The 24,279-nt window shown below is 75.8% G+C and carries 22 protein-coding genes and 1 other RNA gene; 7 read left to right on the plus strand and 16 right to left on the minus strand.

The genetic code is table 11. The annotated features are described in order from the left end of the window. Window positions 1–205: 205 nt before the first annotated feature. Together HLB09_RS02740 and HLB09_RS02745 are read right to left on the minus strand one after the other, a co-directional pair. Window positions 206–1,279: an NADH:flavin oxidoreductase/NADH oxidase gene (locus tag HLB09_RS02740; RefSeq protein WP_171201881.1), complete on the minus strand. Its 1,074-nt coding sequence runs from the start codon at window positions 1,277–1,279 to the stop codon at window positions 206–208. Between the two features lie 83 nt (window positions 1,280–1,362). Continuing rightward, window positions 1,363–3,864, minus strand: coding sequence for a phosphoketolase family protein (locus tag HLB09_RS02745; protein WP_171201882.1), 2,502 nt, complete (start codon window positions 3,862–3,864; stop codon window positions 1,363–1,365). Between the two features lie 199 nt (window positions 3,865–4,063). On the opposite strand from HLB09_RS02745, the gene HLB09_RS02750 reads away from it, so the two are divergent. The 4 genes from HLB09_RS02750 (at window position 4,064) to HLB09_RS02765 (ending at window position 7,737) form a co-directional block, all read left to right on the plus strand. Continuing rightward, the gene (locus HLB09_RS02750) at window positions 4,064–5,194 is read left to right on the plus strand and encodes a glutathione-independent formaldehyde dehydrogenase (RefSeq protein ID WP_171201883.1); all 1,131 of its coding nucleotides are present in this window, start codon (window positions 4,064–4,066) and stop codon (window positions 5,192–5,194) included. Between the two features lie 91 nt (window positions 5,195–5,285). Further along, window positions 5,286–6,608, plus strand: coding sequence for an APC family permease (locus HLB09_RS02755; protein ID WP_171201884.1), 1,323 nt, complete (start codon window positions 5,286–5,288; stop codon window positions 6,606–6,608). Window positions 6,609–6,645: 37 nt separating this feature from the next. Then, complete coding sequence (locus tag HLB09_RS02760; protein ID WP_171201880.1) at window positions 6,646–6,840, plus strand: hypothetical protein; 195 nt, start codon at window positions 6,646–6,648, stop codon at window positions 6,838–6,840. Between the two features lie 9 nt (window positions 6,841–6,849). Further along, window positions 6,850–7,737: a sulfotransferase domain-containing protein gene (locus tag HLB09_RS02765; RefSeq protein ID WP_171201885.1), complete on the plus strand. Its 888-nt coding sequence runs from the start codon at window positions 6,850–6,852 to the stop codon at window positions 7,735–7,737. A gap of 183 nt (window positions 7,738–7,920) precedes the next feature. On the opposite strand, the gene HLB09_RS02770 is transcribed toward HLB09_RS02765, so the two are convergent. Together HLB09_RS02770 and HLB09_RS02775 are read right to left on the minus strand one after the other, a co-directional pair. Then, entirely contained in the window at window positions 7,921–8,850 is a 930-nt protein-coding gene (locus tag HLB09_RS02770) for a ribonuclease Z (RefSeq protein ID WP_171201886.1), read from the minus strand. Window positions 8,851–8,891: 41 nt separating this feature from the next. Then, complete coding sequence (locus HLB09_RS02775; RefSeq protein ID WP_171201887.1) at window positions 8,892–9,218, minus strand: hypothetical protein; 327 nt, start codon at window positions 9,216–9,218, stop codon at window positions 8,892–8,894. Between the two features lie 408 nt (window positions 9,219–9,626). On the opposite strand from HLB09_RS02775, the gene HLB09_RS02780 reads away from it, so the two are divergent. After that, a complete protein-coding gene (locus tag HLB09_RS02780) occupies window positions 9,627–10,844 on the plus strand; it encodes an NAD(P)/FAD-dependent oxidoreductase (RefSeq protein ID WP_212755887.1) in 1,218 nt (405 codons plus the stop codon). A gap of 67 nt (window positions 10,845–10,911) precedes the next feature. Here HLB09_RS02780 and ssrA read toward each other — a convergent pair. Then, window positions 10,912–11,282, minus strand: a transfer-messenger RNA (tmRNA) gene (ssrA, locus tag HLB09_RS02785). Window positions 11,283–11,514: 232 nt separating this feature from the next. Between ssrA and HLB09_RS02790 the strand changes: the two genes are divergently transcribed. Continuing rightward, window positions 11,515–12,540: an NADP-dependent oxidoreductase gene (locus HLB09_RS02790; RefSeq protein ID WP_171201888.1), complete on the plus strand. Its 1,026-nt coding sequence runs from the start codon at window positions 11,515–11,517 to the stop codon at window positions 12,538–12,540. 292 nt (window positions 12,541–12,832) lie between these two features. On the opposite strand, the gene HLB09_RS02795 is transcribed toward HLB09_RS02790, so the two are convergent. The 11 genes from HLB09_RS02795 to HLB09_RS02845 all read right to left on the minus strand — a co-directional run bounded on the left by HLB09_RS02795 (window position 12,833) and on the right by HLB09_RS02845 (window position 23,610). Beyond that, on the minus strand, window positions 12,833–13,897 hold the full coding sequence (locus HLB09_RS02795) for an LLM class flavin-dependent oxidoreductase (protein WP_171201889.1): 1,065 nt from the start codon (window positions 13,895–13,897) through the stop codon (window positions 12,833–12,835). 42 nt (window positions 13,898–13,939) lie between these two features. Continuing rightward, window positions 13,940–14,455: an SsrA-binding protein SmpB gene (gene smpB / locus HLB09_RS02800; protein ID WP_171201890.1), complete on the minus strand. Its 516-nt coding sequence runs from the start codon at window positions 14,453–14,455 to the stop codon at window positions 13,940–13,942. A gap of 174 nt (window positions 14,456–14,629) precedes the next feature. Further along, window positions 14,630–15,979 carry a M23 family metallopeptidase gene (locus HLB09_RS02805; protein ID WP_171201891.1) on the minus strand — a complete coding sequence of 450 codons (1,350 nt, stop codon included), beginning with the start codon at window positions 15,977–15,979 and terminating at the stop codon, window positions 14,630–14,632. A gap of 4 nt (window positions 15,980–15,983) precedes the next feature. After that, complete coding sequence (gene ftsX / locus HLB09_RS02810; protein WP_171201892.1) at window positions 15,984–16,889, minus strand: permease-like cell division protein FtsX; 906 nt, start codon at window positions 16,887–16,889, stop codon at window positions 15,984–15,986. Then, window positions 16,886–17,683, minus strand: coding sequence for a cell division ATP-binding protein FtsE (gene ftsE, locus HLB09_RS02815; RefSeq protein ID WP_171201893.1), 798 nt, complete (start codon window positions 17,681–17,683; stop codon window positions 16,886–16,888). Before ftsE ends, ftsX begins: the two co-directional genes overlap by 4 nt. A gap of 329 nt (window positions 17,684–18,012) precedes the next feature. After that, a complete protein-coding gene (prfB, locus tag HLB09_RS02820) occupies window positions 18,013–19,137 on the minus strand; it encodes a peptide chain release factor 2 (RefSeq protein ID WP_171201894.1) in 1,125 nt (374 codons plus the stop codon). A gap of 82 nt (window positions 19,138–19,219) precedes the next feature. Beyond that, entirely contained in the window at window positions 19,220–19,927 is a 708-nt protein-coding gene (locus HLB09_RS02825) for an AIM24 family protein (protein WP_171201895.1), read from the minus strand. 223 nt (window positions 19,928–20,150) lie between these two features. Further along, window positions 20,151–20,405, minus strand: a complete 255-nt coding sequence (locus tag HLB09_RS02830) for a hypothetical protein (RefSeq protein ID WP_171201896.1) — start codon at window positions 20,403–20,405, stop codon at window positions 20,151–20,153. 83 nt (window positions 20,406–20,488) lie between these two features. Continuing rightward, window positions 20,489–20,761 carry a WhiB family transcriptional regulator gene (locus HLB09_RS02835; RefSeq protein WP_171201901.1) on the minus strand — a complete coding sequence of 91 codons (273 nt, stop codon included), beginning with the start codon at window positions 20,759–20,761 and terminating at the stop codon, window positions 20,489–20,491. A 146-nt stretch (window positions 20,762–20,907) separates the two neighbouring features. Then, window positions 20,908–21,282: a hypothetical protein gene (locus tag HLB09_RS02840; protein ID WP_171201897.1), complete on the minus strand. Its 375-nt coding sequence runs from the start codon at window positions 21,280–21,282 to the stop codon at window positions 20,908–20,910. 204 nt (window positions 21,283–21,486) lie between these two features. Further along, on the minus strand, window positions 21,487–23,610 hold the full coding sequence (locus HLB09_RS02845; RefSeq protein ID WP_171201898.1) for an ATP-dependent DNA helicase UvrD2: 2,124 nt from the start codon (window positions 23,608–23,610) through the stop codon (window positions 21,487–21,489). A gap of 227 nt (window positions 23,611–23,837) precedes the next feature. Between HLB09_RS02845 and HLB09_RS02850 the strand changes: the two genes are divergently transcribed. Beyond that, on the plus strand, window positions 23,838–24,101 hold the full coding sequence (locus tag HLB09_RS02850) for a mycoredoxin (protein ID WP_171201899.1): 264 nt from the start codon (window positions 23,838–23,840) through the stop codon (window positions 24,099–24,101). The last annotated feature ends 178 nt before the right edge of the window (window positions 24,102–24,279 follow it).

Here is a 24,279-nt window from a genome sequence, read left to right on the forward strand (position 1 = left end):
GGGCCCGTCCGCGGACCACACCCCTGGGATGCCAGGGCCGGGTGCGCGCGCCGTCGGCTCCGCTCCGGCACTGGCTCGGCGCACTGCGGTCCCCTCGCGCTCGGGTCCGGGCGCCGGCCTGACGTGCTCTCCGCGGACCCGCCGCCGCGCGCTCGAGCACATCTCCCCTCGAGCTCCCTCGCGGCGGCTCGCGAGGATCCCGACCTCAGGCGCGGGCGTACTGCGGCGGCAGCGGCAGCTCGACGCCGAGCTCGCGGGCGGCGCGCTGGGGCCAGCGCGGGTCGCGGAGCAGCGCGCGGGCGAGGAGGACGGCGTCGGCCTGGCCCTGCGCCACCACCTGGGCGGCCTGCGCGGGGTCGGTGATCATGCCGACGGCGCCCGTGGCGACCCCGGCGCCGCGGCGGACGGCCTCGGCGAGCGGCACCTGGTAGCCCGGGGCGACGGGGATGCTCGCCCCCGGCACGAGACCGCCGCTGGAGACGTCGACGAGGTCGACGCCGTGCTCGCGCAGCCACCCCGACACCTCGACGACCTCGTCCAGCGTGAGGCCGCCCTCGGCCCAGTCGGTGCCGGAGACGCGGACGAGGACGGGCTTGCCGGCCGGCCACGCGGCGCGGACGGCGTCGACGACCTCGAGGAGGAGGCGGGCCCGACCGGCGAGGTCGCCGCCGTGGGCGTCCTCGCGGCGGTTGGCGAGCGGCGAGAGGAACTGGTGGAGCAGGTAGCCGTGGGCGGCGTGGACCTCGACGACGTCGAAGCCCGCGGCGTCGGCACGGCGGGTGGCGGCGGCGAAGTCGTCGACGACGCGGCGCAGCCCGTCGGCGTCGAGGGCCCGCGGCTCGGCGTAGCCGCCGAAGGCCACGGCGCTGGGCGCGACCGTCGCCCACCCGCCCTCGGCGGCGGGGACGGAGCCGGAGCCGGCGGCGTCGAAGGGCCGGTACGTCGACGCCTTGCGGCCGGCGTGGGCGAGCTGGACGCCGGCGCGGGAGCCGCGGGCGTGGACGAAGTCGACGACCCGCGCCCACGCGCGCGCCTGCTCGTCGCTCCAGAGGCCGGCGTCCTCCGGCGAGATGCGGCCCTCCGGGCTGACGGCAGCGGCCTCGGTGAGGACGAGGCCCGCGCCGCCGACGGCGAAGGCGCCGAGGTGCGCCAGGTGCCAGTCGTGGACGACGCCGGGGGCGCCGACCGGGTCGCAGGAGTACTGGCACATCGGCGAGACCCACACGCGGTTGGGGATCTCGACGTCGCGCAGCCGCAGGGGCTCGAAGAGGGAGGTCACCTGGGCCGCAACCGCGCCCGACCTCCGTCGCTTCCCGCGACACCCGCTGCGGCCGGCGACCGGGCGACGCGGCGACCGGACGCCTACCCGGGACGGTCGCCTGCGTCGTCCGCCGCGGCCGCGAGCGGCGCCCCGTCCCGGCCCCCCGGCATGGGGTGGTGGACGCCGCCGTGGGGCCAGCGCCAGCCGCTGATCTCCGGCGGGTCCTCGCCGTGGAGGTAGGCGAACTCGCGGGCGCGGCGCCGTGCGTCGAGGAGCCGCTGGCGCAGGGCGGCGTACCGCGGGACGAGGCCGGGCACGTGGTCGATGACGTCGACGGCCAGGCGGAAGCGGTCGGTCTCGTTGGAGGACACCATGTCGAACGGCGTCGTCGTCGTGCCCTCCTCGATGAAGCCGCGCACGTGGAAGCTCGCGTGGTTGGTGCGCTTGTAGGTGAGGCGGTGCACGAGGCTCGGGTAGCCGTGGAAGGCGAAGACGACGGGCCGGTCGTGGGTGAAGACGGTGTCGAACTCGGCGTCGGAGAGGCCGTGGGGGTGCTCGCGGTCGCTCTGGAGCCGCATGAGGTCGACGACGTTGACGAAGCGCACCTTGAGCTCGGGCAGGTGGGTGCGCACCAGGTCGACGGCGGCGAGCGCCTCGAGCGTGGGGACGTCGCCCGCCGAGGCGATGACGACGTCCGGCTCCTCGCCCTCGTCGGTGGAGGCCCAGTCCCAGATGCCGAGGCCGCGGGCGCAGTGCTCGACGGCCTCCTGCACGGGCAGGTAGTCGTGGACCATCTGCTTCCCGGCGACGACGACGTTGATGTAGTGCCGGCTGCGCAGGCAGTGGTCCATGGTCGACAGGAGCGTGTTGGCGTCCGGCGGCAGGTAGATGCGGGCGATCTCGGCCTTCTTGTTCGCCACGTGGTCGAGGAAGCCGGGGTCCTGGTGGGAGAACCCGTTGTGGTCCTGGCGCCAGACGTGGCTGGACAGCAGGTAGTTCAGCGAGGGCAGCGGGTCGCGCCAGGGCAGCTGGCTCGTCACCTTCAGCCACTTGGCGTGCTGGTTGACCATCGAGTCGACGATGTGGATGAAGGCCTCGTAGCTCGTCAGGACGCCGTGCCGCCCCGTGAGCAGGTACCCCTCGAGCCACCCCTGGAGGAGGTGCTCGCTGAGCACCTCCATGACCCGGCCGGACGGGCGCATGCGGTCGTCCTCGGCGTCGCCGCGCACGGCCCACGCCCGGCCGACGGCCTCGACGACGGCCTGGAGGCGGTTGCTCGCGACCTCGTCGGGGCCGAAGAGGCGGAACGTCGTGCCGTTGTCGCGCGCCACCTCGGCGAGCCAGTCGCCGAGCACGGTCGTCGGCGAGTGGACGCTCCCGCCGGGCTCGCGGACCTCGACGGCGTGACGGCGGAAGTCGGTGAGGCGCAGCGGTCGTGAGACCGAACCGCCGTTCGTCCGCGGGTCGTCGCTCATCCGCCGCCCGCGCGGCGGCACCATGTCGAGAAGGTCCTGCTGCGGGACGCCGTCCTCGGTGAAGAGCTCCTCGGGACGGTAGGAGCGCATCCACGCCTCGAGCTGGCGGCGGGCGTCCTCGTCGCCGCGGACCTCGGAGATGGGCACCTGGTGGGCGCGCCACGTGCCCTCGACCCGGGACCCGTCGACCTCCTGCGGCCCCGTCCACCCCTTCGGCGTGCGCAGCACGAGCAGGGGCCAGCGGGGCACGTCGGCGGCGTCGGTCACCTCGGCGTCGTCCGCGCCGGCGCGGGTCCGCCCCCGGGCGCGGGCCTGGATCGCGGCGATGCCGTCGAGGCAGTCGTCGAGCGCGGCCGCGAGCCGGCGGTGGACGTCCGCGGACGTCTCGCCCTCGAGCGGCCCCTCGACGACGACGGGGGCGTAGCCGCGGCCCCCGAGGTGAGCCACGAGGTCCTGGTCCGACAGCCGCGCCAGCGTCGTCGGGTTCGCGATCTTCCAGCCGTTGAGGTGCAGCACCGGCAGGACGGCCCCGTCGCGGGCGGCGTCGACGAAGGCCGTGGACTGCCACGACGCCTGCAGCGGCCCGGTCTCCGCCTCGCCGTCGCCGACGACGCAGAAGACGACGAGGTCGGGGTCGTCGAAGGCGGCCCCGTGCGCGTGCGCCAGCGAGTAGCCGAGCTCGCCGCCCTCGTGGATCGACCCGGGGACGTCGGCGGCCACGTGGCTGGGGATCCCGCCGGGGAAGCTGAACTGGCGGAACAGCTTCCCCATGCCCGCGGCGTCCCGGGTCACGTCGGGGTAGACGTCGGACCACGTGCCCTCGAGCCAGGTGCTCGCGACGATCGCCGGCCCGCCGTGGCCCGGCCCGGTGACGAACATCGCCTCGAGGTCGCGCTCGCGCACGCAGCGGTTGGCGTGCGCCCACAGGAGGTTGAGGCCCGGCGTCGTCCCCCAGTGGCCGAGCAGGCGCGGCTTGGTGCTCTCCGCCGCCAGCGGGCGGGTCAGGAGCGGGTCGTCGCCCATGAGGTAGATCTGGCCGACGGCGAGGTAGTTGGCCGCTCGCCACCACCGGTCGAGGCCCTCCACCTCGGCGTCGTCCAGCACTCGGCCGTCCCCGCTGCTCGCCATCGCCCCAGCGTGGGCCCCCCGGCGCCGGGGCACACCTCGGGCTCGCCGCCGCGAGGGGGGCGCCGACGACGGGGTGCACCGTCGGGTCGGCTGAGAACCGTTGTCGACGTGCGGTCCGGGCCGCGGCGTTCCTACGGTCGAGGCACGCCAGCGCCCCGAGACACGGGGCCGACGCGAACAGCACCGGGAGGTCTCCACCGTGCGAGCACTCGTCTACAACGGCCCCAAGGACGTCAGCGTCGTCGACGTCCCCGACGCCGAGATCGAGGCGCCGACCGACGCCGTCGTCAAGATCACGACGACGAACATCTGCGGGTCGGACCTGCACATGTACGAGGGTCGGACCGACGTCGAGCAGGGCAAGGTCCTCGGCCACGAGAACATGGGCGTCGTCGAGGAGGTCGGTCCCGGCGTCACGCGCCTCAAGAAGGGCGACCGCGTCTCGCTGCCCTTCAACATCGCCTGCGGCCACTGCCGCAACTGCACGCAGGGCAAGACGGCCTTCTGCCTCGAGGTGAACCCCGGCTCGGCCGGCGGCGCCTACGGCTACGCCGACATGGGCCCCTACAGCGGCGGCCAGGCGGAGTACCTGCGGGTGCCCTTCGCCGACTTCAACGCGCTGCGGCTGCCGGGCGGCACCGAGCACGAGAACGACTTCACGATGCTCTCGGACATCTTCCCCACCGGCTGGCACGGCACCCGGCTCGCCGGCCTCCAGCCGGGCGAGTCCGTCGCCATCATGGGCGCCGGCCCCGTCGGCCTCATGGCGGCGCTGTCGGCGCGCATCCAGGGCGCCGACCAGATCTACGTCGTCGACATGCAGCCCGACCGCCTGCGCCTCGCCGAGCAGGTCGGCGCCACCCCCGTCGACTTCTCGAAGGGGTCGGCCGAGGAGCAGATCATGGAGGCGACGAAGGGCGTCGGCGTCGACCGCGGCGTCGAGGCCGTCGGCTGGCAGGCCCACGACCACTCGGGCGACGAGCACCCGGCCGGCACGCTCGACACCCTCGTCGAGGTCGTCCGCGCCACGGGCGGCATCGGCGTCGTCGGCGTCTTCCCGCCGGCCGACCCGAACGGCCCCGACCCGGACATGCAGGAGGGGCGCCTGCGCTTCCCCTTCGGGCAGTTCTTCTTCAAGGGCCAGTCCATGGGCACCGGCCAGTGCAACACCAAGGCCTACAACCGCCAGCTGCGCGACCTCATCATCGCGGGCAAGGCCGACCCGGGGTTCATCGTCAGCCACGAGCTCTCGCTCGAGGACGCCGCCAGCGGCTACGAGCACTTCGACAACCGCGAGGACGGGTGGACGAAGGTGCTGCTGCACCCGTGACGGCCGGGCGCCCGGGCTCCGTCGGCGCCTCCGGGGAGGCGCCCGACGGGTCCGGCACGCGCATCGGCGGCCGGGGGCCCACCCTGGACCGGTGACCTCGAGCACCGACCAGCGCGACGACGACACCCGCCTCCGGCGCAGCGTCACCGGACCCCTGCTCCTGCTGTTCGTCCTCGGGGACGTCCTGGGAGCAGGGGTCTACGCGCTCGTGGGCACCATCGCGGCCGAGGTGGGCGGAGCGGTCTGGCTGCCCCTCCTCGTCGCGCTCGGCATGGCGATGCTGACGGCGACGTCCTACGCCGAGCTCGTCACCAAGTACCCCCGGGCCGGCGGGGCCGCCGTCTTCGCCCAGCGCGCCTTCGGCCGCCCCTGGGTCTCCTTCCTCGTCGGCTGGTCGATGCTCGCGGCCGGGGTCACGAGCGCCGCCGGCCTGGCCGTGGCCTTCGGCGGCGACTACCTCAGCCCCTTCCTCGACGTCCCGACCGCGCTCGTCGCGCTCGTCTTCCTCGGCGCCGTCGCGCTCCTCAACGCCCGCGGCATCAAGGAGTCCCTGGGGGCGAACGTCGTGATGACGCTCGTCGAGGTGGGCGGTCTCCTGCTCGTCGTCGTCCTGGGGGCGCTGGTGCTCGGGCGGGGCGACGGGGACCTCGGGCGGGCCCTGGAGATGCCGGCCGACGTCTCGCCGTGGGCGGCCGTGCTCGGGGCCGCCCTCATCGCCTTCTACTCCTTCGTCGGCTTCGAGACCTCCGCCAACCTGGCCGAGGAGGTCCGGGACGTCCGGCGCACCTACCCCCGGGCGCTCTTCAGCTCGCTGCTGGTGGCCGGCGTCGTCTACGTGCTGGTCGCCCTCGCCGCGGTGGCCGTCCTGCCGCCCGAGGAGCTCGAGAGCACGAGCGGCCCCCTCCTGGCGGTCGTGGACGCCGCCGGCGGCGTCCCCTCGTGGCTCTTCGGCCTCGTCGCGCTGGTGGCCGTGGCCAACGGGGCGCTGCTGACCATGGTCATGGCGAGCCGGCTCGCCTACGGCATGGCCCAGGAGGGCCTGCTGCCGGCGGCGCTCGGCCGCACCCTCCCCCGCCGCAGGACGCCGTGGGTCGCGGTCGTCGTCACGACCGCCCTGGCGATGGCGCTGACGCTCGTCGGCGGCCTCGAGACCCTGGCCAGCACGGTGGTGCTGCTCCTGCTCGTGGTCTTCACGAGCACCAACGCCGCGGTGCTCGTGCTGCGTCGGGACGAGGTGCCGCACGAGCACTTCCGCGCCCCGACGGCCCTGCCGGTGCTGGCGCTCGTCTCGGTCGTCGTCCTGCTCACCCAGCAGCCGGCGCGCAACTGGCTCATCGGCGGCGCGCTGCTGGCGCTCGGCGCGCTCGTGCACCTGCTCACGCGCACCCGGAGCGGTCGCTCCACCCCCGCCTGAGCGCGCGCTCCGGCGGGGCGCTGGTCACGCTGTCCCCGTGACCTCCTCGGTGGTGACCGTCCTCGGCGTCGTCCTCATGGCCCTCGGGCTCCTCTTCACGCTGCAGGGCGTCGGCCTCGTCGGGGGCAGCCCCATGACGGGAAGCCCCTTCTGGGCGACCGCCGGCCCGGTCATCGCCCTCGTCGGCCTCTGGCTCGCCGTCCTGCGGAGGGTCGGGCGCCGCCGCGGCTAGCCTCGGCAGGTGGAGGCACCGCTGCGGTACCGCTCCGACGACGAGGACAGCGGCCGCTGGGACGGCGTGCCGCTGCGGGCGGGCGACGTCGTCGTCAGCACGCGATCGAAGCACGGGACGACGTGGGTGCAGGCGGTGCTCCTCCACCTCCTCCACGGCCCGGGCCCGCTGCCCGACCGCCTGCCGGTGCTGGCGCCGTGGGTCGACCACCTCGTCGAGCCGGTCGACGCGCTCGCGGCCCGCCTCGCCGCGCAGGACCACCGACGGGTCCTCAAGACGCACACGCCCCTCGACGGCGTCCCGCTCGTCGAGGGCGTGACGTACGTCGTCGCAGCGCGGCACCCGCTCGACGCCGCCGTCTCGCTCTTCCACCAGGGCGCGAACCTCGACCGGGCCGCCCTGGCCCGCCTGAGCGGTGCGCCCCGCCCCGACGCCGGACCGGCGCGCGAGCGCCCGCCGCTGACGGAGTGGCTGGCGCGGTGGGTCGACGACGCCCCCGACCCGCGGGCCGCGCTGGACTCCCTGCCCGGCGTCGCCCTGCACCTCACCGACGCCTGGGCGCGTCGCACGGGTCCGCACGACGTGGCCCTCGTCCACTACGCCGACCTGCTCGCCGACCTGCCCGGCGAGGTGCGGCGCCTCGCGGACCGCCTCGGCGTCGACGCCTCGCCGGACGAGGTCCGGGCCGTCGCCGCGGCGACGACCCTCGGCGCGATGCGGGAGCGGGCCGACGAGGTCGCGCCCGACGCCGGCGTCCTGCTCGACCGGCGCGCCTTCTTCCGGGGCGGCCGATCGGGCGACGGGCGGGCCGCGGCGCCGGCCGACGTCCTCGCGCGCTACGACGCCCGGGCGCGCGAGCTGCTCCCCGACGACCTGCGGGCCTGGCTCCACCGCTGAGGCGGTGCTCCCGGACGCGAAGGTGACGCCCCCTCCACCTCGGAGGCCCCCTCGGACGCGAAGGTGACGCCCCCTTCACCCCAGGAGCACCCTCAGGCGCGAAGGTGACGCCTCCTTCACCCCCGGAAGCTCCTCGACCGCGAAGGTGACGCCTCCTCCACCCGGAGGACGTGAGGGAGCGCCTCAGCGCCGCGGCGGGACGGCGACGCGCTCGAGGTCGACGGCGGCGACGACGTCGTCGTGCTCCTCGCGCGCCTGAGCCAGCAGGGGCGCGACGTCGGGGTACCGCGAGGAGAAGTGCGTGAGCACGAGCCGCCGCGCCCCGGCCTGCCGGGCGACGCGCCCGGCCTGGCGCGCCGTGAGGTGCCCGTAGGGCTCGGCCAGCTCCTCCTCGGCGTCGGCGAAGGTGGCCTCGCAGACGAGCAGGTCGGCTCCGGCGGCGGCGCGCAGCGCGCCCTCGCACCAGCGGGTGTCCTCGACGACGGCGACGACCTGGCCGGGGCGGTGCTCGCTCACCTCCTCGAGCGCGACGACGCCCGACGCCGTCCGCAGCCGCCCCTCGCGCTGGAGGACGCCGACCTCCGGCCCGCTGATCCCGCGGGCGGCCAGCTGCGCGGGCAGCATCCGCCGGCCGTCCGGCTCGACGAGCCGGTAGGCGCACGCAGGGACGCGGTGGTCGAGCGCGACCGCGTGGAGCACGGCACCCCCGACGACCAGCGGCGTGCCGTCGGGCCGGCGGACCAGACCGTCGTCCTCGACGGGGCACGGGAGCGCCAGCGACCCCGCGTGCGCCGCGGCGCCGAGCAGGTGCCCGACGAGGGGAGCCGCGGCGACCGGGAAGACGAGGGGCACCGGCGTCGTCAGCCCGTCCATGGCCCGCCGCTGCAGCACCCCGGGGAGCCCGAGGACGTGGTCGCCGTGCTCGTGCGTGAGCGCGACGACGTCGACGTCGGACGCCGAGACGCCCGCCAGCAGCATCTGCCGCTGCGTGCCCTCCCCCGGGTCGACGAGCAGGCCCGCGCCGTCCCAGCGCAGCAGGTGCCCCGAGTGGTTCCGGGTGCGGGTGGGCACGGCCGAGGACGTCCCCAGGACGACGAGCTCGCGGGCCGGCACGGCGCGACGGTAGGCGACGACCGGGCGCGCCGCCCGGGTGCTCAGCCGACGAGGAAGCGCCCGGTGTGCAGGTACGCCCCGCCGTCGGCGAGCAGGAGGACCGCGACGAGCAGCAGCGCGGCCGTCAGCACGTGCCGGGCGGCCGGCCGCACGCGCTCCCAGGTGCGCGTCAGCCACCGGACGACGGGCTCGTGCCCGCCGTGGCGCACGGTCAGGGCGAGGACGTGCAGGGGCAGCTGGGAGACGACCGAGCAGAGGGCGTGCGCCGCGACGACGTCGGTCCAGCGGTCGGTGCGGGCGGCGAGGACGACGACGGGCAGGAAGGTCGGGTCGAGGAGGGCGGAGAGGGCCCGCACCGCCAGCACCACGGCCAGCGCGACCTCGACGACGGCGGCCGGGCCGTCCGGGCAGCAGCCCGAGGAGGTCGAGCCGGTCGGCCCGGACCCCGAGCACGAGCGAGAGGACGACGCCGATCAGCGGGACGCCCACGAGGCACGCCGCCGCGGAGGCGAGGGCGCCGTGGCGCGAGGCACCGGCCGCCGGGGCGCCCCCAAGGAGCAGCACCCCCGCGGGGTCGACACCGGCGAGTCCTAGCCCCAGCACGGCGAGCAGGAAGCCGGCCACGGTCCCGAGGGCCAGGGCTCGGGGAGGCCCGCCCGCAGGAAGCCCGCGTCCGGGCACCGGGGCCACCACCGGGCGGGTCCCCCGGGGCCGACCTAGCGTGGCGGCATCGACCGACGACGCCGGCCCGGCGGGGGCGGCCCGAGGAGGCAGACGTGGCAGCAGAGACGACGGACCGGGCGCCCTACGTCATCGTGGGCGGGGGGATGGTGGCCGACGCGGCCGCCCGGGGCATCCGCAGCCGGGACCCCGAGGGGCGCATCGTCGTCCTCGGCGACGACGCCGACCCGCCCTACACGCGGCCGGCGCTGTCCAAGAAGCTCTGGACCGACCCCGACTTCACCGAGGCGGACAACGACGCCGGCACCGCGTCGGCCACCGGCGCCGAGGTGCGCACGTCGGTGCGCGTGACGGCGCTCGACCCGGCGGCGCGGACGGTGACGACCGACGGTGGTGACGTCCTCGGCTACGAGTCCCTGCTGCTGGCGACCGGCGGCCGCCCCAAGCCGGGCCCGGTCGAGGAGGGCCCGCGCGTCCTGTCCTTCCGCACGGCGCAGGACTACCGCCGGCTGCGGCGGCTGGCGGGTGAGCAGCGGCACGTCGTGGTCGCCGGCGGCAGCTACATCGGCACCGAGCTCGCCGCGGCGCTCGTCCAGAACGACACGCGCACCACCCTCGTGACGCCGGACGAGGTGCTCGGCGCCTCGATGTTCCCGCCCGAGCTCGCCCGCCACTTCCAGGGCCTGTACGAGCAGGCCGGGGTCGCGCTGCGCACCGGCGCCAAGGTGGCGGGCGGGTCCGCCCGCGAGGACGGCGTCGACGTCGAGCTCGACGACGGCACGACGCTCGGCGCCGACGCGCTCGTCTACGGCTTCGGCATCGTCCCGCTCACCGACCTCGCCGAGGCGGCCGGCCTGACCGTCGACGACGGCGTCGTCGTCGACGAGCACCTGCGCACCTCCGACCCGCACGTCTTCGCCGCGGGCGACGTCGCGCAGTACCCCGACCGCGTGCTCGGGACGACGCGCGTCGAGCACGTCGACAACGCCAAGACCATGGGGCAGGCGGTCGGCGAGCTCATGGCCGGCCGCACGGAGGCCCACGACCACACACCGTTCTTCTACTCGCAGGTGCTCGGCACCCGGTACGAGGCGGTCGGCACCCTCGACGGCTCGGCGCGGACGGTGCAGGACTGGCAGTCGGGCGACGGCGTCGGCGGCCCCGGGGTCGTCTACTACCTCGACGACGACGGCCGCGTCACCGGCGTCCTCCTGTGGGACGTGCCCGGGAAGACCGACGAGGCCACGCAGGTGCTCGCCGACACCTCGCCGCAGGACGAGGGCTCCCTGCGCGGGCGGATCACGGGCGACTGAGGCGGCGGCCGCAGCCCCCGCAGCACGGCGAAGGCCCCGACCTGCTGGTCGGGGCCTTCGCCGTCTCACGTGGAGGTGCCGGGAATCGAACCCGGGTCCGTCGTCGCATCGCCAGGGCTTCTCCGGGTGCAGCCTGCTCGGGAGTTTCTCGGCCCCAGCGGTCGCGCAGGCGCGCCGCTGACCCGGGCCCAGCCATCTGGATGTCGGTGCGGCCCCGATGGCGAGGACCGCACCCAGTGGCTCTCTAGCTGACGCCGGTTACTGAGTCGAGAGCACTCTCAGACCGACGGACCTCTGCTCCTCGCTCAGGCGGCGAGGGCGAAGTCGGTGCGCTTGGAATCGGCACCTATAGGTTTGCAAGGAGCATCAACGAGTTGACCTTGCATCCTCGACCCGCTTCCCCTGGCTCAGAGAACGACGTCGAAACCTGTCACCCCCCTGTTGAGTTGTCCCGGGGCCGCCGCCTGGGCGTCGGTCCCGGTCCAGCCGGTCCGGTCTCCCGGAGGCCCGCTGGGCCCTCCGACTGTACTGCTCACAACGGCCGTGGGTCACGCGCTGTTCCCGCCCCCGTCCGCAGCCCCGCCGTGCGGAGCCCCTCCGCCCGGAGCGTCAGGCGTCGCCCGGGCGACCGACGACCGCTCGACCGGCCCGGGCGACGTAGCGTCGGGGCATGGCTCTCGCCCCCAGCCGCCAGTGGTCCCTCGTCGCCCGCCCGCAGGGCGAGCCGCAGCCCTCCGACGTCCGCCTCGACGAGGTCGACGTCCCGGACCCCGGACCGGGCGAGGTCCGCGTCCGCAACACCTGGCTCTCCGTGGACCCGTACATGCGCGGCCGGATGGACGACCGGCCCTCCTACGTGCCGCCCTTCCGGCTCGAGGAGCCCATGACCGGCGGCGCGGTCGGCGTCGTCGAGCTCGTCGGCGACGGCGTCGAGGGAGTCGCCGAGGGCGACTGCGTCCTCCACGACCGCGGCTGGCGCGAGCGCGCCGTGCTGCGGGCCGACGCCGTCCGCGTCGTCGACGCCGACCTCGCGCCCGCGCAGGCCTACCTCGGCGTGCTCGGCACCACCGGCCTCACCGCCTGGGTCGGCGTCCTCGACGTCGCGCAGATGCGCGAGGGGGACGTCGTGCTCGTCTCCGGGGCCGCCGGCGCGGTCGGCTCGGTCGCCGGCCAGGTCGCCCGCCTCAAGGGCGCGAGCGCCGTCGTCGGCACGGCGGGCGGCGAGGAGAAGGTGCGCTGGCTCCTCGACGACGCGGGCTTCACCCGGGCCGGCGACCACCGCAGCGCGTCACCCGCCGACCTCCTCCGCGACCTGCTGCCCGACGGCGCCGACGTGTACTTCGACAACGTCGGCGGCCCGACGCTCGAGGCGGCCCTCCCCCGCATGCGCGACCACGGCCGCGTCGCCCTGTGCGGCGCCATCTCCGGCTACAACGCCACCTCGGCGCCCCCCGGGCCGCGGACGCTGGGCCTCGCCATCGGCAAGCGCCTGCGCCTCGAGGGCTTCATCGTCACCGACCACCTCGACCGGACCGAGGAGTTCACCCGCGAGATGGCCGGGTGGATCGCCCGCGGCGACGTCGTCTACCGCGAGACGGCGACCGAGGGCGTCGAGAGCGCCTTCGACGCCTTCCGCGGCGTCCTGTCCGGGGCCAACACCGGCAAGATGCTCGTGCGCCTCGACCCGGACCTCTGAGCGCAGCCCGCCGCCCACGGGCGGCGGCGCACAACGACCTGCGCATCGGCTCGCCGGCGCCGAGCACGAGCCGCTGACCTGCGGTGACGCTTCTCCGCCTAGCCCTTCCGCAGGTCGCTGTGCGCGCGTGGGCGGCGACGGGCCGCCCTCAGACGCCGGCGAGCTCGCGCCCTCGGACCCCGGCGAGCTCCCGCCCTCAGACCCCGGCGAGCTCGCGCCCTCAGACCCCGGCGAGCTCCCGCCCTCAGACGCCGGCGAGCTCGCGCCCTCGGACCCCGGCGAGCTCCCGCCCTCAGACCCCGGCGAGCTCCCGCTCGACGAGCGGGCGGACCTGCGTCCCCAGCAGCTCGATCGCGCGCAGCACCTGGTCGTGCGGCAGCGTGCCGACGCTGACGTGCAGCAGGAAGCGCGTGATGCCGAGGTCGCGCCGCATGGCGAGGACCTTGTCGGCCACGAGCTGCGGGTCCCCGAGCACGAGCGAGCCCTGCGGCGCGCGCATCTCGTCGAAGCTGCGCCGGGTCATGGCGCCCCAGCCCCGCTCGCGGCCCAGCTGGGACATCGCCGTCGCGTAGGACGGGTAGTAGGCGTCGGCGGCCGACGCGGTGTCCTCCCCCACGAAGCCGTGGGCGTGGACGGCGACCGGCAGGGGGTCGTGGCCCACCTCGGCGACCGCGCGGCGGTGCAGGTCGGCGAGCGGCGCGAAGCGCGCCGGCTGCCCGCCGATGATGGCGAGCGCCATCGGCAGGCCGAGCAGACCGGCCCGCACGACCGACTGCGGGTTGCCCCCGACGCCGACCCAGACGGGGAGCTCGTGCCCCTCCGTGCGCGGGTGCACCTCCTGCCGGTCGAGCGCCGGGCGGTGGCGGCCCGACCACGTGACCGGCTCGCCCCGCGAGGACGCCGAGCGGATGGCGAGCAGCAGCTCGAGCTTCTCGGCGAAGAGCTCGTCGTAGTCGCCGAGGTCGTAGCCGAAGAGCGGGAAGGACTCGATGAAGGAGCCGCGCCCGGCGATGACCTCCGCACGCCCCTGCGAGAGGAGGTCCAGCGTCGCGAAGTCCTGGTAGACGCGCACCGGGTCGTCGGAGGACAGGACCGTGACGGCGCTCGTCAGCCGGATCCGCGACGTGCGCGCCGCTGCCGCCGCGAGGACGACCGCCGGGGAGGACGCCGCGAAGTCGGCCCGGTGGTGCTCCCCCACGCCGTACACGTCGAGACCCACCTGCTCGGCGAGCTCGACCTCGGCCACGACCTGCCGCAGCCGCTCGCCGTGGGAGAGGGTGCGGCCCGTGCTCGGGTCGGGGTAGGTCTCCGCGAAGGTGGTGATCCCCAGCTCGAAGGGCTGCTCGCTGCCGCTCATCGACGTCCTCGCCTCGTCCGTGGGCCCACCGGTCGGCGGGCCCTACTCGCCCGTGCGCAGGCGCAAGGACATGGCCCGCTGCGCCTCGCGCGTGTCCTGGCGCTCGCGCAGCGCCTGGCGCTTGTCCCAGTTCTTCTTGCCCTGCGCGAGGGCGATCTCGACCTTGGCGCGCCCGCCCGTGAAGTAGAGCTGCAGCGGGACGACGGTCATGCCGCCCTCGCGCACCTCGGCGCCGATCTTCTCGATCTCCAGCTTGTGCAGGAGGAGCTTGCGCCGGCGCCGCGGGGGGTGGTTGGTCCAGGTGCCCTCGGTGTACTCGGGGATGTGGACGGCCTCGAGCCACGCCTCCCCGCGGTCCACGGACACGAAGCCGTCGACGAGCGAGGCGCGGCCCGCGCGCAGCGACTTCACCTCGGTGCCGGAGAGCACGATCCCCGCCTCCCACGTGTCGGAGAGGAGGTAGTCGTGCCGCGCGCGGCGGTTCGTGGCGACGACGAGGCGCCCGTCGTCGCCGCGCCCGCCCTTCTTCTGGGCGGTCTTGTGCCCGGCCCTGGCCACGGCCCCTCCTCCTGCTGCTGCGCTCCGCGTGCGGTCCGGGCACCCTGGCGGGCCCCGGACGGACGACCGCCGGCGGTCCGCGAGGACCGCCGGCGGCGGACGTCCGACAGGGAGTCTACGAGCCGTGGGGCCCGGCGGCCGGGGCGGAGCGGGCGCCCGCCCGACGGCTGCGGCTCAGACCCAGGCCATGGGGTCGGTGGGCGCGCCGTCCACCCGCACCTCGAAGTGCAGGTGGCACCCCGTCGACCCGCCGGTGGAGCCCTCGTAGCCGATGACCTGGCCGCGCGTCACCGAGCCCGACGTGACGGCGAAGCTCTGCATGTGGGCGTAGGCCGTGGCCACCGGCTGGCCGCGGACGATGCCGTGGTTGATGACGGTGATGTTGCCGTAGCTGCCGTTCGACCCGGCGGAGACGATCTCGCCGTCCGCGGCCGCGCGGATGGGCGTCCCGCAGCCCGCGGCGAAGTCCTGCCCCGTGTGCATCTTCATGTAGTGCTTGATCGGGTGCATGCGCATGCCGAACGGCGAGGAGACGCGTCCCTCCGGCCGCAGGAAGGTGCCGCCGGCGTCGCGGAACGTGCTGCGGCTGACGGCCGAGGGGGCGCTGCGGCCGGACGCCTGCGCGGCGGCGGCCTCGGACGCCCGGCGGGCCTCCTCCTTGCGGCGCTCCTCCTCGGCGATGCTGCGCAGCTGCGCTCCGAGGGAGTCCGACTCCGCCTGGAGCTGGTCCATGCGGGCCTGCTCCTCGGCCTGCCGCGACTCGATCGTCGCGACGGCCTGCTGCTGGCGGGCGACGAGCGCCTCCACCTCCGCCTGGCGCTGCGCCGCGGCGTCGGCGGCCTCGGTCGCCACGGCGAGCTTCTGCTCGGCCTCGGCCTTGAGGTCGGCGACCTGCTGGCGCACCGCCGCCAGACGCGTCGTGGCGCTCTGCCGCACGGCCTCGTCCGAGCTCAGCGCCGCGAGCACGTCCTTCTCCGCCGTCGAGAGGCTCGAGACGGCGGCGGTGCTGGAGGCGAAGTCGTCCGGGTCGGCCGACCCCATGGCCAGCGCGAGGCCCTTCGGCACGCCGTTGCTGCGGTAGGCCGACGCGGCGATGTTGCCGAGGTTGCTGCGCGAGGCCGTCATGGCCTGCTCGGTCTCGCGGACCGACTCCTCGGCGGCCGTCTGCGCCTTCTGCGACGCGCTGAGGCGCTGGGCGAGGTCGTCGGCCTGGGCCTGCGCCTCCGCCTGCACCTGGCGTGCGAGGTCGGCCGCCTTCTGGGCGCCGGGCAGCTGCTCCTGCACCGCGGCGTACTCGGCGTACGCGGAGGTGAGCTCCTCGGACGTGCCGACGAGGTCCTCCTGCAGCGCGTGCAGGGCCTGGTCGACCGCCTGCTTGTCGGCCTTGGCGCCGTCACCGGGGGCCGCCGTCGCCGGGCCCCCACCCGGGACGAACGACACGGCCAGGGCGAGCCCGAGGGCGGCCACGGCCGGGCGCAGGAGGCAGCGGGGGCGCACGAGCGCCGACGCGGGGGGCAGGCTCATCGAGTCAGACCTTCAGGTAGCGGGACAGGGACACGAGCGACGCGACGCTCGCCAGGACGATGCCGCCGACGAACAGCCACGGGATCGTGGCCCACACGTCGGTCGTGGTGATGTAGTCGAACGCGGGCACCTGCTCGGCCAGCCAGCCGGTGACGCCCCGGTCCACGGCCAGCAGCAGGACGGCGCCCGCCATTCCCGCCCCGAGGCAGACGGCGATGACGCCCTCGAGGAGGAACGGCAGCTGCAGGAAGGTGCTGGAGGCGCCGACGAGCCGCATGATGCCCGTCTCGCGGCGCCGGTTGAAGGCCGCCAGGCGGATCGTCGTCCCGATGAGGAGCACGGCGGCGACGAGCATGACGCCGGCCAGCGCCAGGGAGCCGGCCGTCGCGGCGTTGAGGACGGCGAAGAAGGGCTCGAGCACCTCGCGCTGGTCGACGACCTGCTCGACCCCCGGGCTGCCCTGGAAGCTCTCGCTGATGACGCCGAAGCGCTCCGGGTCCTCGAGACCGACGCGGAAGGACTCGGGCAGCTGGTCCGGCGTCACGGAGGCGCTGAGCTCGGCGTCCTGCTGCTGGAACTGGGCGTAGGCCTCGTCGCTCGTCTCGAACTCGACCTCGGAGACGTACTGGGACAGCGGCGGGGAGGCGAGGGCCTGCTCGATGGCCGCCTTGTCGGCGTCCGTCGCCGCGCCCGAGCAGCTCGCCGAGAGGCTGTCCTGCGTGCACAGGAAGATGGCCACCTGGACGCGGTCGTACCAGTCGCCCTTCATCGTGGACACCTGCTGCTGCATGAGCGCGCCGGCGCCGACGAAGGTCAGCGAGACGAAGGTGACGAGCACCACGGAGATCGTCATGGCGAGGTTGCGGCGCAGGCCGATGCCGATCTCGGAGAGCACGAACTGGAGCCTCACCGCCCGCCCCCGCCCTGCTCGGCCACGGGGCGCCCGTCGACCGGGACGTCGACGGCCGTCGCGCCCCCGTGGTCCACGGACAGGTCGGGCGCGGGCACCACGGGGATCGCCCCCGTGACGTAGCCGCCCTGGTGCTCGTCGCGGACCACGTGGCCGTCGACGAGCTCGACGACCCGCTTGCGCATGCTGTCGACGATGTCGTCGTCGTGGGTGGCCATGACGACGGTGGTGCCGCGGCCGTTGATCCGCTCGAGCAGGCGGGTGATGCCGAGGCTCGTCGTCGGGTCGAGGTTCCCCGTCGGCTCGTCGGCCAGGAGGATCGCGGGGCTGTTGACGATGGCGCGCGCGATGGCCACGCGCTGCTGCTCGCCGCCGGACAGCTCGTGCGGCAGGCGGTCGCCCTTGCCCTCGAGGCCCACCAGCTCGAGCACCTCGGGCACCGCGGCGGCGATGGAGCCCCGGGAGCGGCCGATGACCTGCAGCGCGAAGGCGACGTTCTGGAAGACCGTCTTGCCCGGCAGGAGGCGGAAGTCCTGGAAGACGACGCCGATCTGGCGGCGCAGGTGCGGGACCTTCCAGCTCGACAGCCGGCGCAGGTCCTTGCCCGCGACCTGCACCGCCCCGGACGTGGCGTCCTCCTCCTTCAGCACGAGGCGGAGGAAGGTGGACTTCCCGGACCCCGAGGCGCCCACGAGGAAGACGAACTCACCGCGCGACACCTCGAGGTCGACCCCGTCGAGGGCCGGTCGGGCGGTGCGGTCGTACGTCTTCGTGACGTCGTCGAAGCGGATCACTGCACGTCCTGCGGGGCCGGGTCTCGGGGTCTCGGGGTCGTCCTTGCGGATGGTGCGTCGACGCGGGCCTCCGGGACGGCGGGGTCACCGCCGTCCTGCTCGACCCGCCTGCGCGCCGGACGCGCAGCTTCCCTGGCCGTGGCCGACCATACGTCCTGCCACACCGCATCCCGAAACGGCCGTCCACACAGGTCACGATCGGTCAACGATCCACCACGGATCGTGGCCGGACCGTGGTGGAGGACCACCCGGACGGCGCAGTCGCCGCACGCCCGCCGGGCGCGCCCGGGGGCTGGCGGCGGGAGACAGGCGGCGGTGGCGCGGGCCCGTCAGGCGGACGCGCGGTCGGCCTGGCGGCGCCAGCGGATGCCGGACTCGAGGAAGCCGTCGATGTCGCCGTCGAAGACGCCCGAGGTGTTGCCGACCTCGTGGTCGGTCCGCAGGTCCTTGACCATCTGGTACGGGTGCAGCACGTACGAGCGCATCTGGTTGCCCCAGCTGCCGGCGTCCGCGCCCTTGAGGGCGTCGAGCTCGGCCTGGCGCTCGGCGCGCGCCCGCTCGAGGAGGCGCGCCTGGAGCACGCGGAGCGCGGCGGCCTTGTTCTGCAGCTGGCTCTTCTCGTTCTGGCAGGACACGACGATGCCGGTGGGCAGGTGCGTCAGGCGCACCGCCGAGTCGGTCGTGTTGACGCTCTGACCGCCGGGGCCGGAGGAGCGGAAGACGTCGACGCGCAGGTCGTTCTCGGGGATGTCGACCTGGTCGGTCTCCGCCACGACGGGCAGCACCTCGACGCCCGCGAAGGAGGTCTGGCGGCGCCCCTGGTTGTCGAAGGGCGAGATGCGCACGAGGCGGTGGGTGCCCTGCTCGACCGAGAGCGTGCCGTAGGCGTAGGGCGCGGCGACCTTGAAGGTGGCCGACTTGATGCCGGCCTCCTCGGCGAAGGAGGTGTCGTAGACGTCCGTCGGGTAGCCGTGGCGCTCGCTCCAGCGCAGGTACATGCGCAGGAGCATCTCGGCGAAGTCGGCGGCGTCGACGCCGCCCGCCTCCGCGCGGATGGTGACGATGGCCTCGCGGGGGTCGTACTCCCCCGACAGCAGCGTCCGCACCTCGAGCTGCCCCATGGCGGCCTTCAGCTGCTCGAGCTCCCGGCCCGCCTCCGCGAGGGTCTCCGTGCGCTCGTCGCCCTCGGCCGCCTCCGCCATCTCGACGAGGACCTCGAGGTCGTCGAGCTGGCGCCCGAGCCGGTCGATGCGCTCCGCCTCGCCCTGGGCGTGCGACAGACGGCTCGTGACCTGCTGGGCGTGGTCGACGTCGTCCCACAGGTCCGGCGCCGACGCCTGCTCGGAGAGCTCGCGGATGGTGGCGCGGAGGGCCTCGACGTCCGTGACGTCGCGGATCGACCCGTACGTGGTCCGGAGGTCGCGGATCTCGGCGGGGAAGTCGACGGCAGCCACGAGGCCCGAGCCTACGCCCGGGCGCCACCCCGCCCGGCGGACGCTCGCGCCCGCAGGGCCAGGAGGACCCGCGCCCGCGGGGTCAGGAGAAGAGGTCCCCGAGGCCCCCGCCGCCGCCCCCGCCGCCGCCCTGCGGCACCGGCTGGCCCTCGCTCGGCTGGACGACGACGAACCCGGGCCCGGAGAAGACGTACTGGAAGGCCTCCCCCGAGCCGCCCCGCAGCATCGAGCGGGCGTTGAGGCTGCTGCGCAGCTCCGGTCGCAGGTTCGCCGACCACGCGACGGCGGCCTGGAGGTCGACGGACGTCGGCTGCCGCGAGCAGTCGAGGAGCACCGGCGGGCCGTCGCTCGTGAGGGCCACCGTGCCGCGGCCGCTGATCTCCAGGGTGAAGAGCCCGCCGGTGAGGGTGCCGGCGCCCTGGACGCGCCGGACGTCCCAGTCCAGGTCGGCGTCGAAGGCGAGCACGTTGGCGCCGTCGACCGAGATGGCGTCGCCCTCGAGCTCGACGGTGAAGACGTCCTCGGCGCGGCGGGCGAAGAAGACCTCCCCGCGGCCCGAGCACCGCATGAGGGGGGTGTCGGCCGAGGAGACCATCCGGCGGACGAGCCGGCCGATGCTGCCCGAGCCCTCGTGGTCGAAGCGGACGTCGCCCTGGAAGGCGACCATCGAGCCCTTGGCGGCCAGCACGTCGGGGCCCAGGACGACGCGGGCCATCTTGTCGTTCTGGCGCGCCCAGCGGTCCTGCGTCTCCTGCTCGGCGTGGCGGGGGTCGAAGAGGTGGCTGCGCACGCCCCGGACGCTAGCGACCGGGCGCCCCGCGCGCGGGGAGGTCCCCACGCTCACCCGCGTCCCGGTCGGCCAGCGCACCCTCGCGCCCCGCGCGCGGGGAGGTCGCGCCCGGCGCCGGCGTGGGAGCGGCAGGAGCCCGCCACCGGCGGGTGGCGGGCTCCTGGGGTCGTGCTGGGGCCGGGCCGACCGGTCCCCCGGCCGGGTCCGGGTCAGAGGCCGGGCGTCACGCCCGGGCGAGGACGGCGGCGGACTCGGCCCGCGAGCGGGCCCGGGCGGCCCGCGCGGCGGCCCGGTCGGCGCGCCCCTGGAGGCGCTCAGCGGCGCGCCGGGCGAGCGCGTCGGCGACGCGCCGCTCGTCGCGGGACCCGCGCAGGGCCCGCGCCGACAGGACGGCCGAGGTGGTCGGGGACGCCGTCGGCCGGGCCATCACGCCGGCGGTGTCGGGGAAGGGGGTCAGGGAGGTCGGGCGGGTGGTCATGGCGGCTCCTGGGGGCAGGCCCTCCCGCCCGGTGGGCGGGTCGTCGGGCCGTGGTGCGAGGGCAGGTGGTGCGGCGGGCGCCGTCAGGCGACGGCGACCGGGTGCTTGCGGGGGCGGCCGCGGGGCCGCTTGCGGGCGATGACGGCTCCGCCGTCGAAGATCTCGCCGCCCCAGACGCCCCACGGCTCGCGCCGGTCGAGGGCGCCGGCGAGGCAGGCCTCCCGGAGGGGGCAGGGGGCGCAGCGCGCCTTCGCCTCCTCGAGGGCGGCGGGGGCCTCGGCGAACCAGAGGTCGCCCTCGCCGTCCCGGCAGGGGACGGAGAGGTCGTCGACGCCTCGGGCGGTCGGCTCGAGCATGGCCGTGAGCTGCACGGGTCTTCTCCTGGTGGTGCTGCCCGAGGGCGTCGGGCGTGGGCGGTCAGGAGGAGCCGCGGCGGTGGGACGGGAGAGGCCGCGGCTCCCGGGTCGGGAGCCGCGGCCTCGGCAGGGCCTCGAGCGGCGGCCTAGGGGGCCGTGCCGGTCGGAGCGCTGCCGGGGACGGGGGTCCCGCAGGAGCGGAAGGGACGCTGGGCGCCGGAGGCGCCCGTCGAGAGGAGGGCGCCGGAGGCGCCCGCCGCGACGAGGGCGCCGGAGGCGCCCTTCACGGGGCTGGTGAGGTCCGCGGAGGAGGTGGTGGGCTCGAGACCGCCGAGGGCGCGACCAGCGCGCACGGCGCCGTCCTGCGGACGGAGCTCTCCCCCGGGCCGACCCGCGACGGGCGCGAGGCGCGGCGCGCTCACGGGGAGGGCGGCGTCGCGGGCGACGGGGCGGCCGACGACGAGCAGGTGCTCGGCGATGCGGACGCGGCCCGTGCGGACGTCGTTCGTCGTGCTCACCACCGGGGACCACCTCCTCGCCCTGCTCGGCGCCCTCCGCGGCTGGCGGGGGCGCGCTCCTGCGCTTCCGGGGAGGACGCTAAGGGGGTCCCGCGGACCAGCACAACGTCTTTTCCGGACGGGTTCTCGCCGGGGCCCGCCGAGAGGTCCGGCGTCAGCCCGCCGGGGCCGTCCGGCGGGGCGGACGAGCGCCCGTGGAGCGGAGGGTCAGGCGCCGGCGGCGAGGACGGCGAGGACGCTCTCGCCGTACTTGTCCAGCTTCGCCGGGCCGATGCCGGCGATGGCCGCCAGCCCGGCGGCGTCGGCGGGGCGCGCCTCCGCGACGGCGACGAGCGTCGCGTCGGTGAAGACGACGTAGGCCGGCACCTTCGCCTCGGCCGCCGTGCGCGAGCGCCACTCGCGCAGCGCCTCGAAGACGCCCTCGTCGTAGGTCGGCGGGCAGTCCTCGCAGCGCCCCGTCTTGCGGGCGGCCGCCGTCGTCAGCGGCTCGCCGCACGTCCGGCAGCGGCTGAGGGTCGCCCCCCGGCGCCCCGACCGGCCGCCGCGGCCGCCACCGCCCGCCCGACCGACCGCCGAGTCCGAGCCCGACGCGGGCCGCAGCCCGTCGAGGAAGCGCGACGGCTTGCGCGAGGCGCGGCCGCCCGGCGTCCGGGAGAGGGTCCACGAGCACACGAGGCGCTCGCGGGCGCGGGTGACGCCGACGTAGAGGAGCCGTCGCTCCTCCTCGACGGCGTCGGCGTCGTCGGCCGCGAAGGAGATGGGCACGAGCCCCTCCGAGAGGCCCACGAGGACGACGGCGTCCCACTCCAGGCCCTTGGCGGCGTGGAGGGACGCCAGCGTGACGCCCTCGACGACCGGCGCGTGCTGGGCCTGCGCCCGCTCGTCGAGCTCGGCGACGAGCTGCGGCAGCCGGTCCTCCGGCCGGGTCGCCGCGACGTCGTCGGCGAGCGCGACGAGCGCCTGCAGCGACTCCCACCGCTCGCGGACGGCGCCGGACCCCGCGGGAGCCTGCTCGGACCAGCCGGCTCCCGACAGCACGTCGCGCACGAGCGCGCCGAGGGGCTGCTCTCCGTCGTCCGAGCGCGCGGCCCCGCGGAGCAGGAGGACGGCGTCGCGGACCTCCTTGCGGGCGAAGAAGCGCTCGCCGCCGCGCAGCAGGTAGCCGACGCCGCGCGCGGACAGCGCCTGCTCCAGCGGCTCGGACTGGCTGTTGGTGCGGAAGAGGACGGCGATCTCGCTGGCCGCGTGGCCCTCGGCGATCCGGTCGGCCACCCAGGACGCCACGCGGGCGGCCTCGGCGTCGTCGTCGGCGTTCTCCCAGAACTCCGGCGCGGGGCCGGGCGGGCGCTGGGCGACGAGCTCGACGCGGGCCCGCGTGGCCGCGCGCGGGGCGCGGTCGAGGAGGCCGTTGGCCAGCCCGACGACCTGCGGGGTGGAGCGGTAGTCCCGGACGAGGCGCACCGTCCGCGTGCCGGGGTGGCGCTGGTCGAAGTCGAGGAGGTGGCGGGGGTCGGCGCCGGCGAAGGAGTAGATGGTCTGGCTGGCGTCGCCGACGACGCAGACGTCGTCGCGCTCGCCGAGCCACAGCTCGAGGAGGCGCTGCTGCAGGCCGCTGACGTCCTGGTACTCGTCCACGACGAGGTGGCGGTACTGCGACCGGACCGTCCGGGCGACGTCCTCGCGCTCCTCGAGGATGCCGACGGTGAGCAGCAGCACGTCCTCGAAGTCGATGACGCCGCGGTCGGTCTTGACCTCCTCGTAGCCGCGCAGCACCCGGGCGGCCGCGAGGTGGTCGAGCCCGGCGGGCGCCGAGCGGCCGCGCCGGCGCGCCTCCTCGACGTAGGCGTCGGGCGTGAGCATCCCGACCTTGGCCCACTCGACCTCGGCCGACAGGTCGCGGACGGCGGCGCGGTCGACGCGCAGGCGCAGCCGGGAGGCCGCCTGGGCCACGAGCTGCGCCTTGTGCTCGACGAGGGGCGGCAGCGCGCCGCCGACGGCCTGCGGCCAGAAGTACTGCAGCTGGCGCAGCGCCGCCGCGTGGAAGGTGCGGGCCTGCACCCCCGGGACGCCGAGGTCGCGCAGGCGCGTGCGCATCTCCGCCGCGGCGCGCGCGGTGAACGTGACGGCCAGCACCTGGGTGGGCTGCCAGGCGCCCGCGAGCGCGCCGTGCGCGATGCGGTGGGTGAGGGCGCGCGTCTTGCCGGTGCCCGCGCCGGCGAGCACGCGGACCGGGCCCTGCAGGGCGCGGGCGACCTCCCGCTGCTCGGGGTCGAGGGCCTCGAGGACCGCGTCGGGGTCACCGGCGGGGCGGAGGGCGGCGGGCGTCGTCATGGCGGGGCCCATGCTCGCACCGCCCGCCGACGGCGTCCGCCGCCCCGCTGCCCGCGGTGGACGACGGGCGCCCGCCGCGGCCGACGGGCTCCGGCCGTGGATGACGCGCGCCGTCCGCCGCGTTGCACCGCGCGACGGTGGACGGCGGGGCCCAGGGGCTCCGCGCGCCACCGACGTCCGCAGACCGAGCGGGTGCCAGGCGGCCCCGTGCAGACCGAGGAGAGCTGATGAGCGCGAGCACCGAGCACCGCCCCGCCGAGGGGGCCGTCACGATGTTCACCACGAGCTGGTGCGGGTACTGCCGCAACCTCAAGCGGCAGATGGACCGCGAGGGCATCTCCTACTCCGAGGTCAACATCGAGGAGACGCCCGGCACGGCGGAGTTCGTCGCGTCCGTCAACGGCGGCAACCAGACCGTCCCGACGCTGCTCTTCGCCGACGGCTCGACGGCCACCAACCCCTCGCTCGCCGAGGTCAAGAGCCACCTCTGAGCGACCGGCCCGGGCGGCGCACCGCGTCGCCCGGGCCCGACGGCGGTGACGACGCCCGCGGAGACGGAGGACCCGTGGCCCGACGACCTGCCGGTGCGGCGCCCGGCCACCGCACCCCGGTGGCCGAGCCGCTGGCGCTCGACGCGCTCGCCGCCCGCCTCGCCGACCGCGCCATGGG

The sequence above is a fragment of the Pseudokineococcus marinus genome, assembly GCF_013004605.1.
In the GTDB taxonomy this organism is placed as follows: Bacteria; Actinomycetota; Actinomycetes; order Actinomycetales; family Quadrisphaeraceae; genus Pseudokineococcus; species Pseudokineococcus marinus.

Excerpts from the sequence above, each read along its gene's own strand:
- HLB09_RS02795 (WP_171201889.1), bottom strand. The coding sequence starts at position 13,897 with ATGAGCGGCAGCGAGCAGCCCTTCGAGCTGGGGATCACCACCTTCGCG.
- HLB09_RS02745 (WP_171201882.1), bottom strand. The coding sequence starts at position 3,864 with ATGGCGAGCAGCGGGGACGGCCGAGTGCTGGACGACGCCGAGGTGGAG.
- HLB09_RS02845 (WP_171201898.1), bottom strand. The coding sequence starts at position 23,610 with ATGACGACGCCCGCCGCCCTCCGCCCCGCCGGTGACCCCGACGCGGTC.
- HLB09_RS02790 (WP_171201888.1), top strand. The coding sequence starts at position 11,515 with ATGGCTCTCGCCCCCAGCCGCCAGTGGTCCCTCGTCGCCCGCCCGCAG.
- HLB09_RS02835 (WP_171201901.1), bottom strand. The coding sequence starts at position 20,761 with ATGCTCGAGCCGACCGCCCGAGGCGTCGACGACCTCTCCGTCCCCTGC.
- HLB09_RS02805 (WP_171201891.1), bottom strand. The coding sequence starts at position 15,979 with ATGAGCCTGCCCCCCGCGTCGGCGCTCGTGCGCCCCCGCTGCCTCCTG.
- HLB09_RS02850 (WP_171201899.1), top strand. The coding sequence starts at position 23,838 with ATGAGCGCGAGCACCGAGCACCGCCCCGCCGAGGGGGCCGTCACGATG.
- HLB09_RS02830 (WP_171201896.1), bottom strand. The coding sequence starts at position 20,405 with ATGACCACCCGCCCGACCTCCCTGACCCCCTTCCCCGACACCGCCGGC.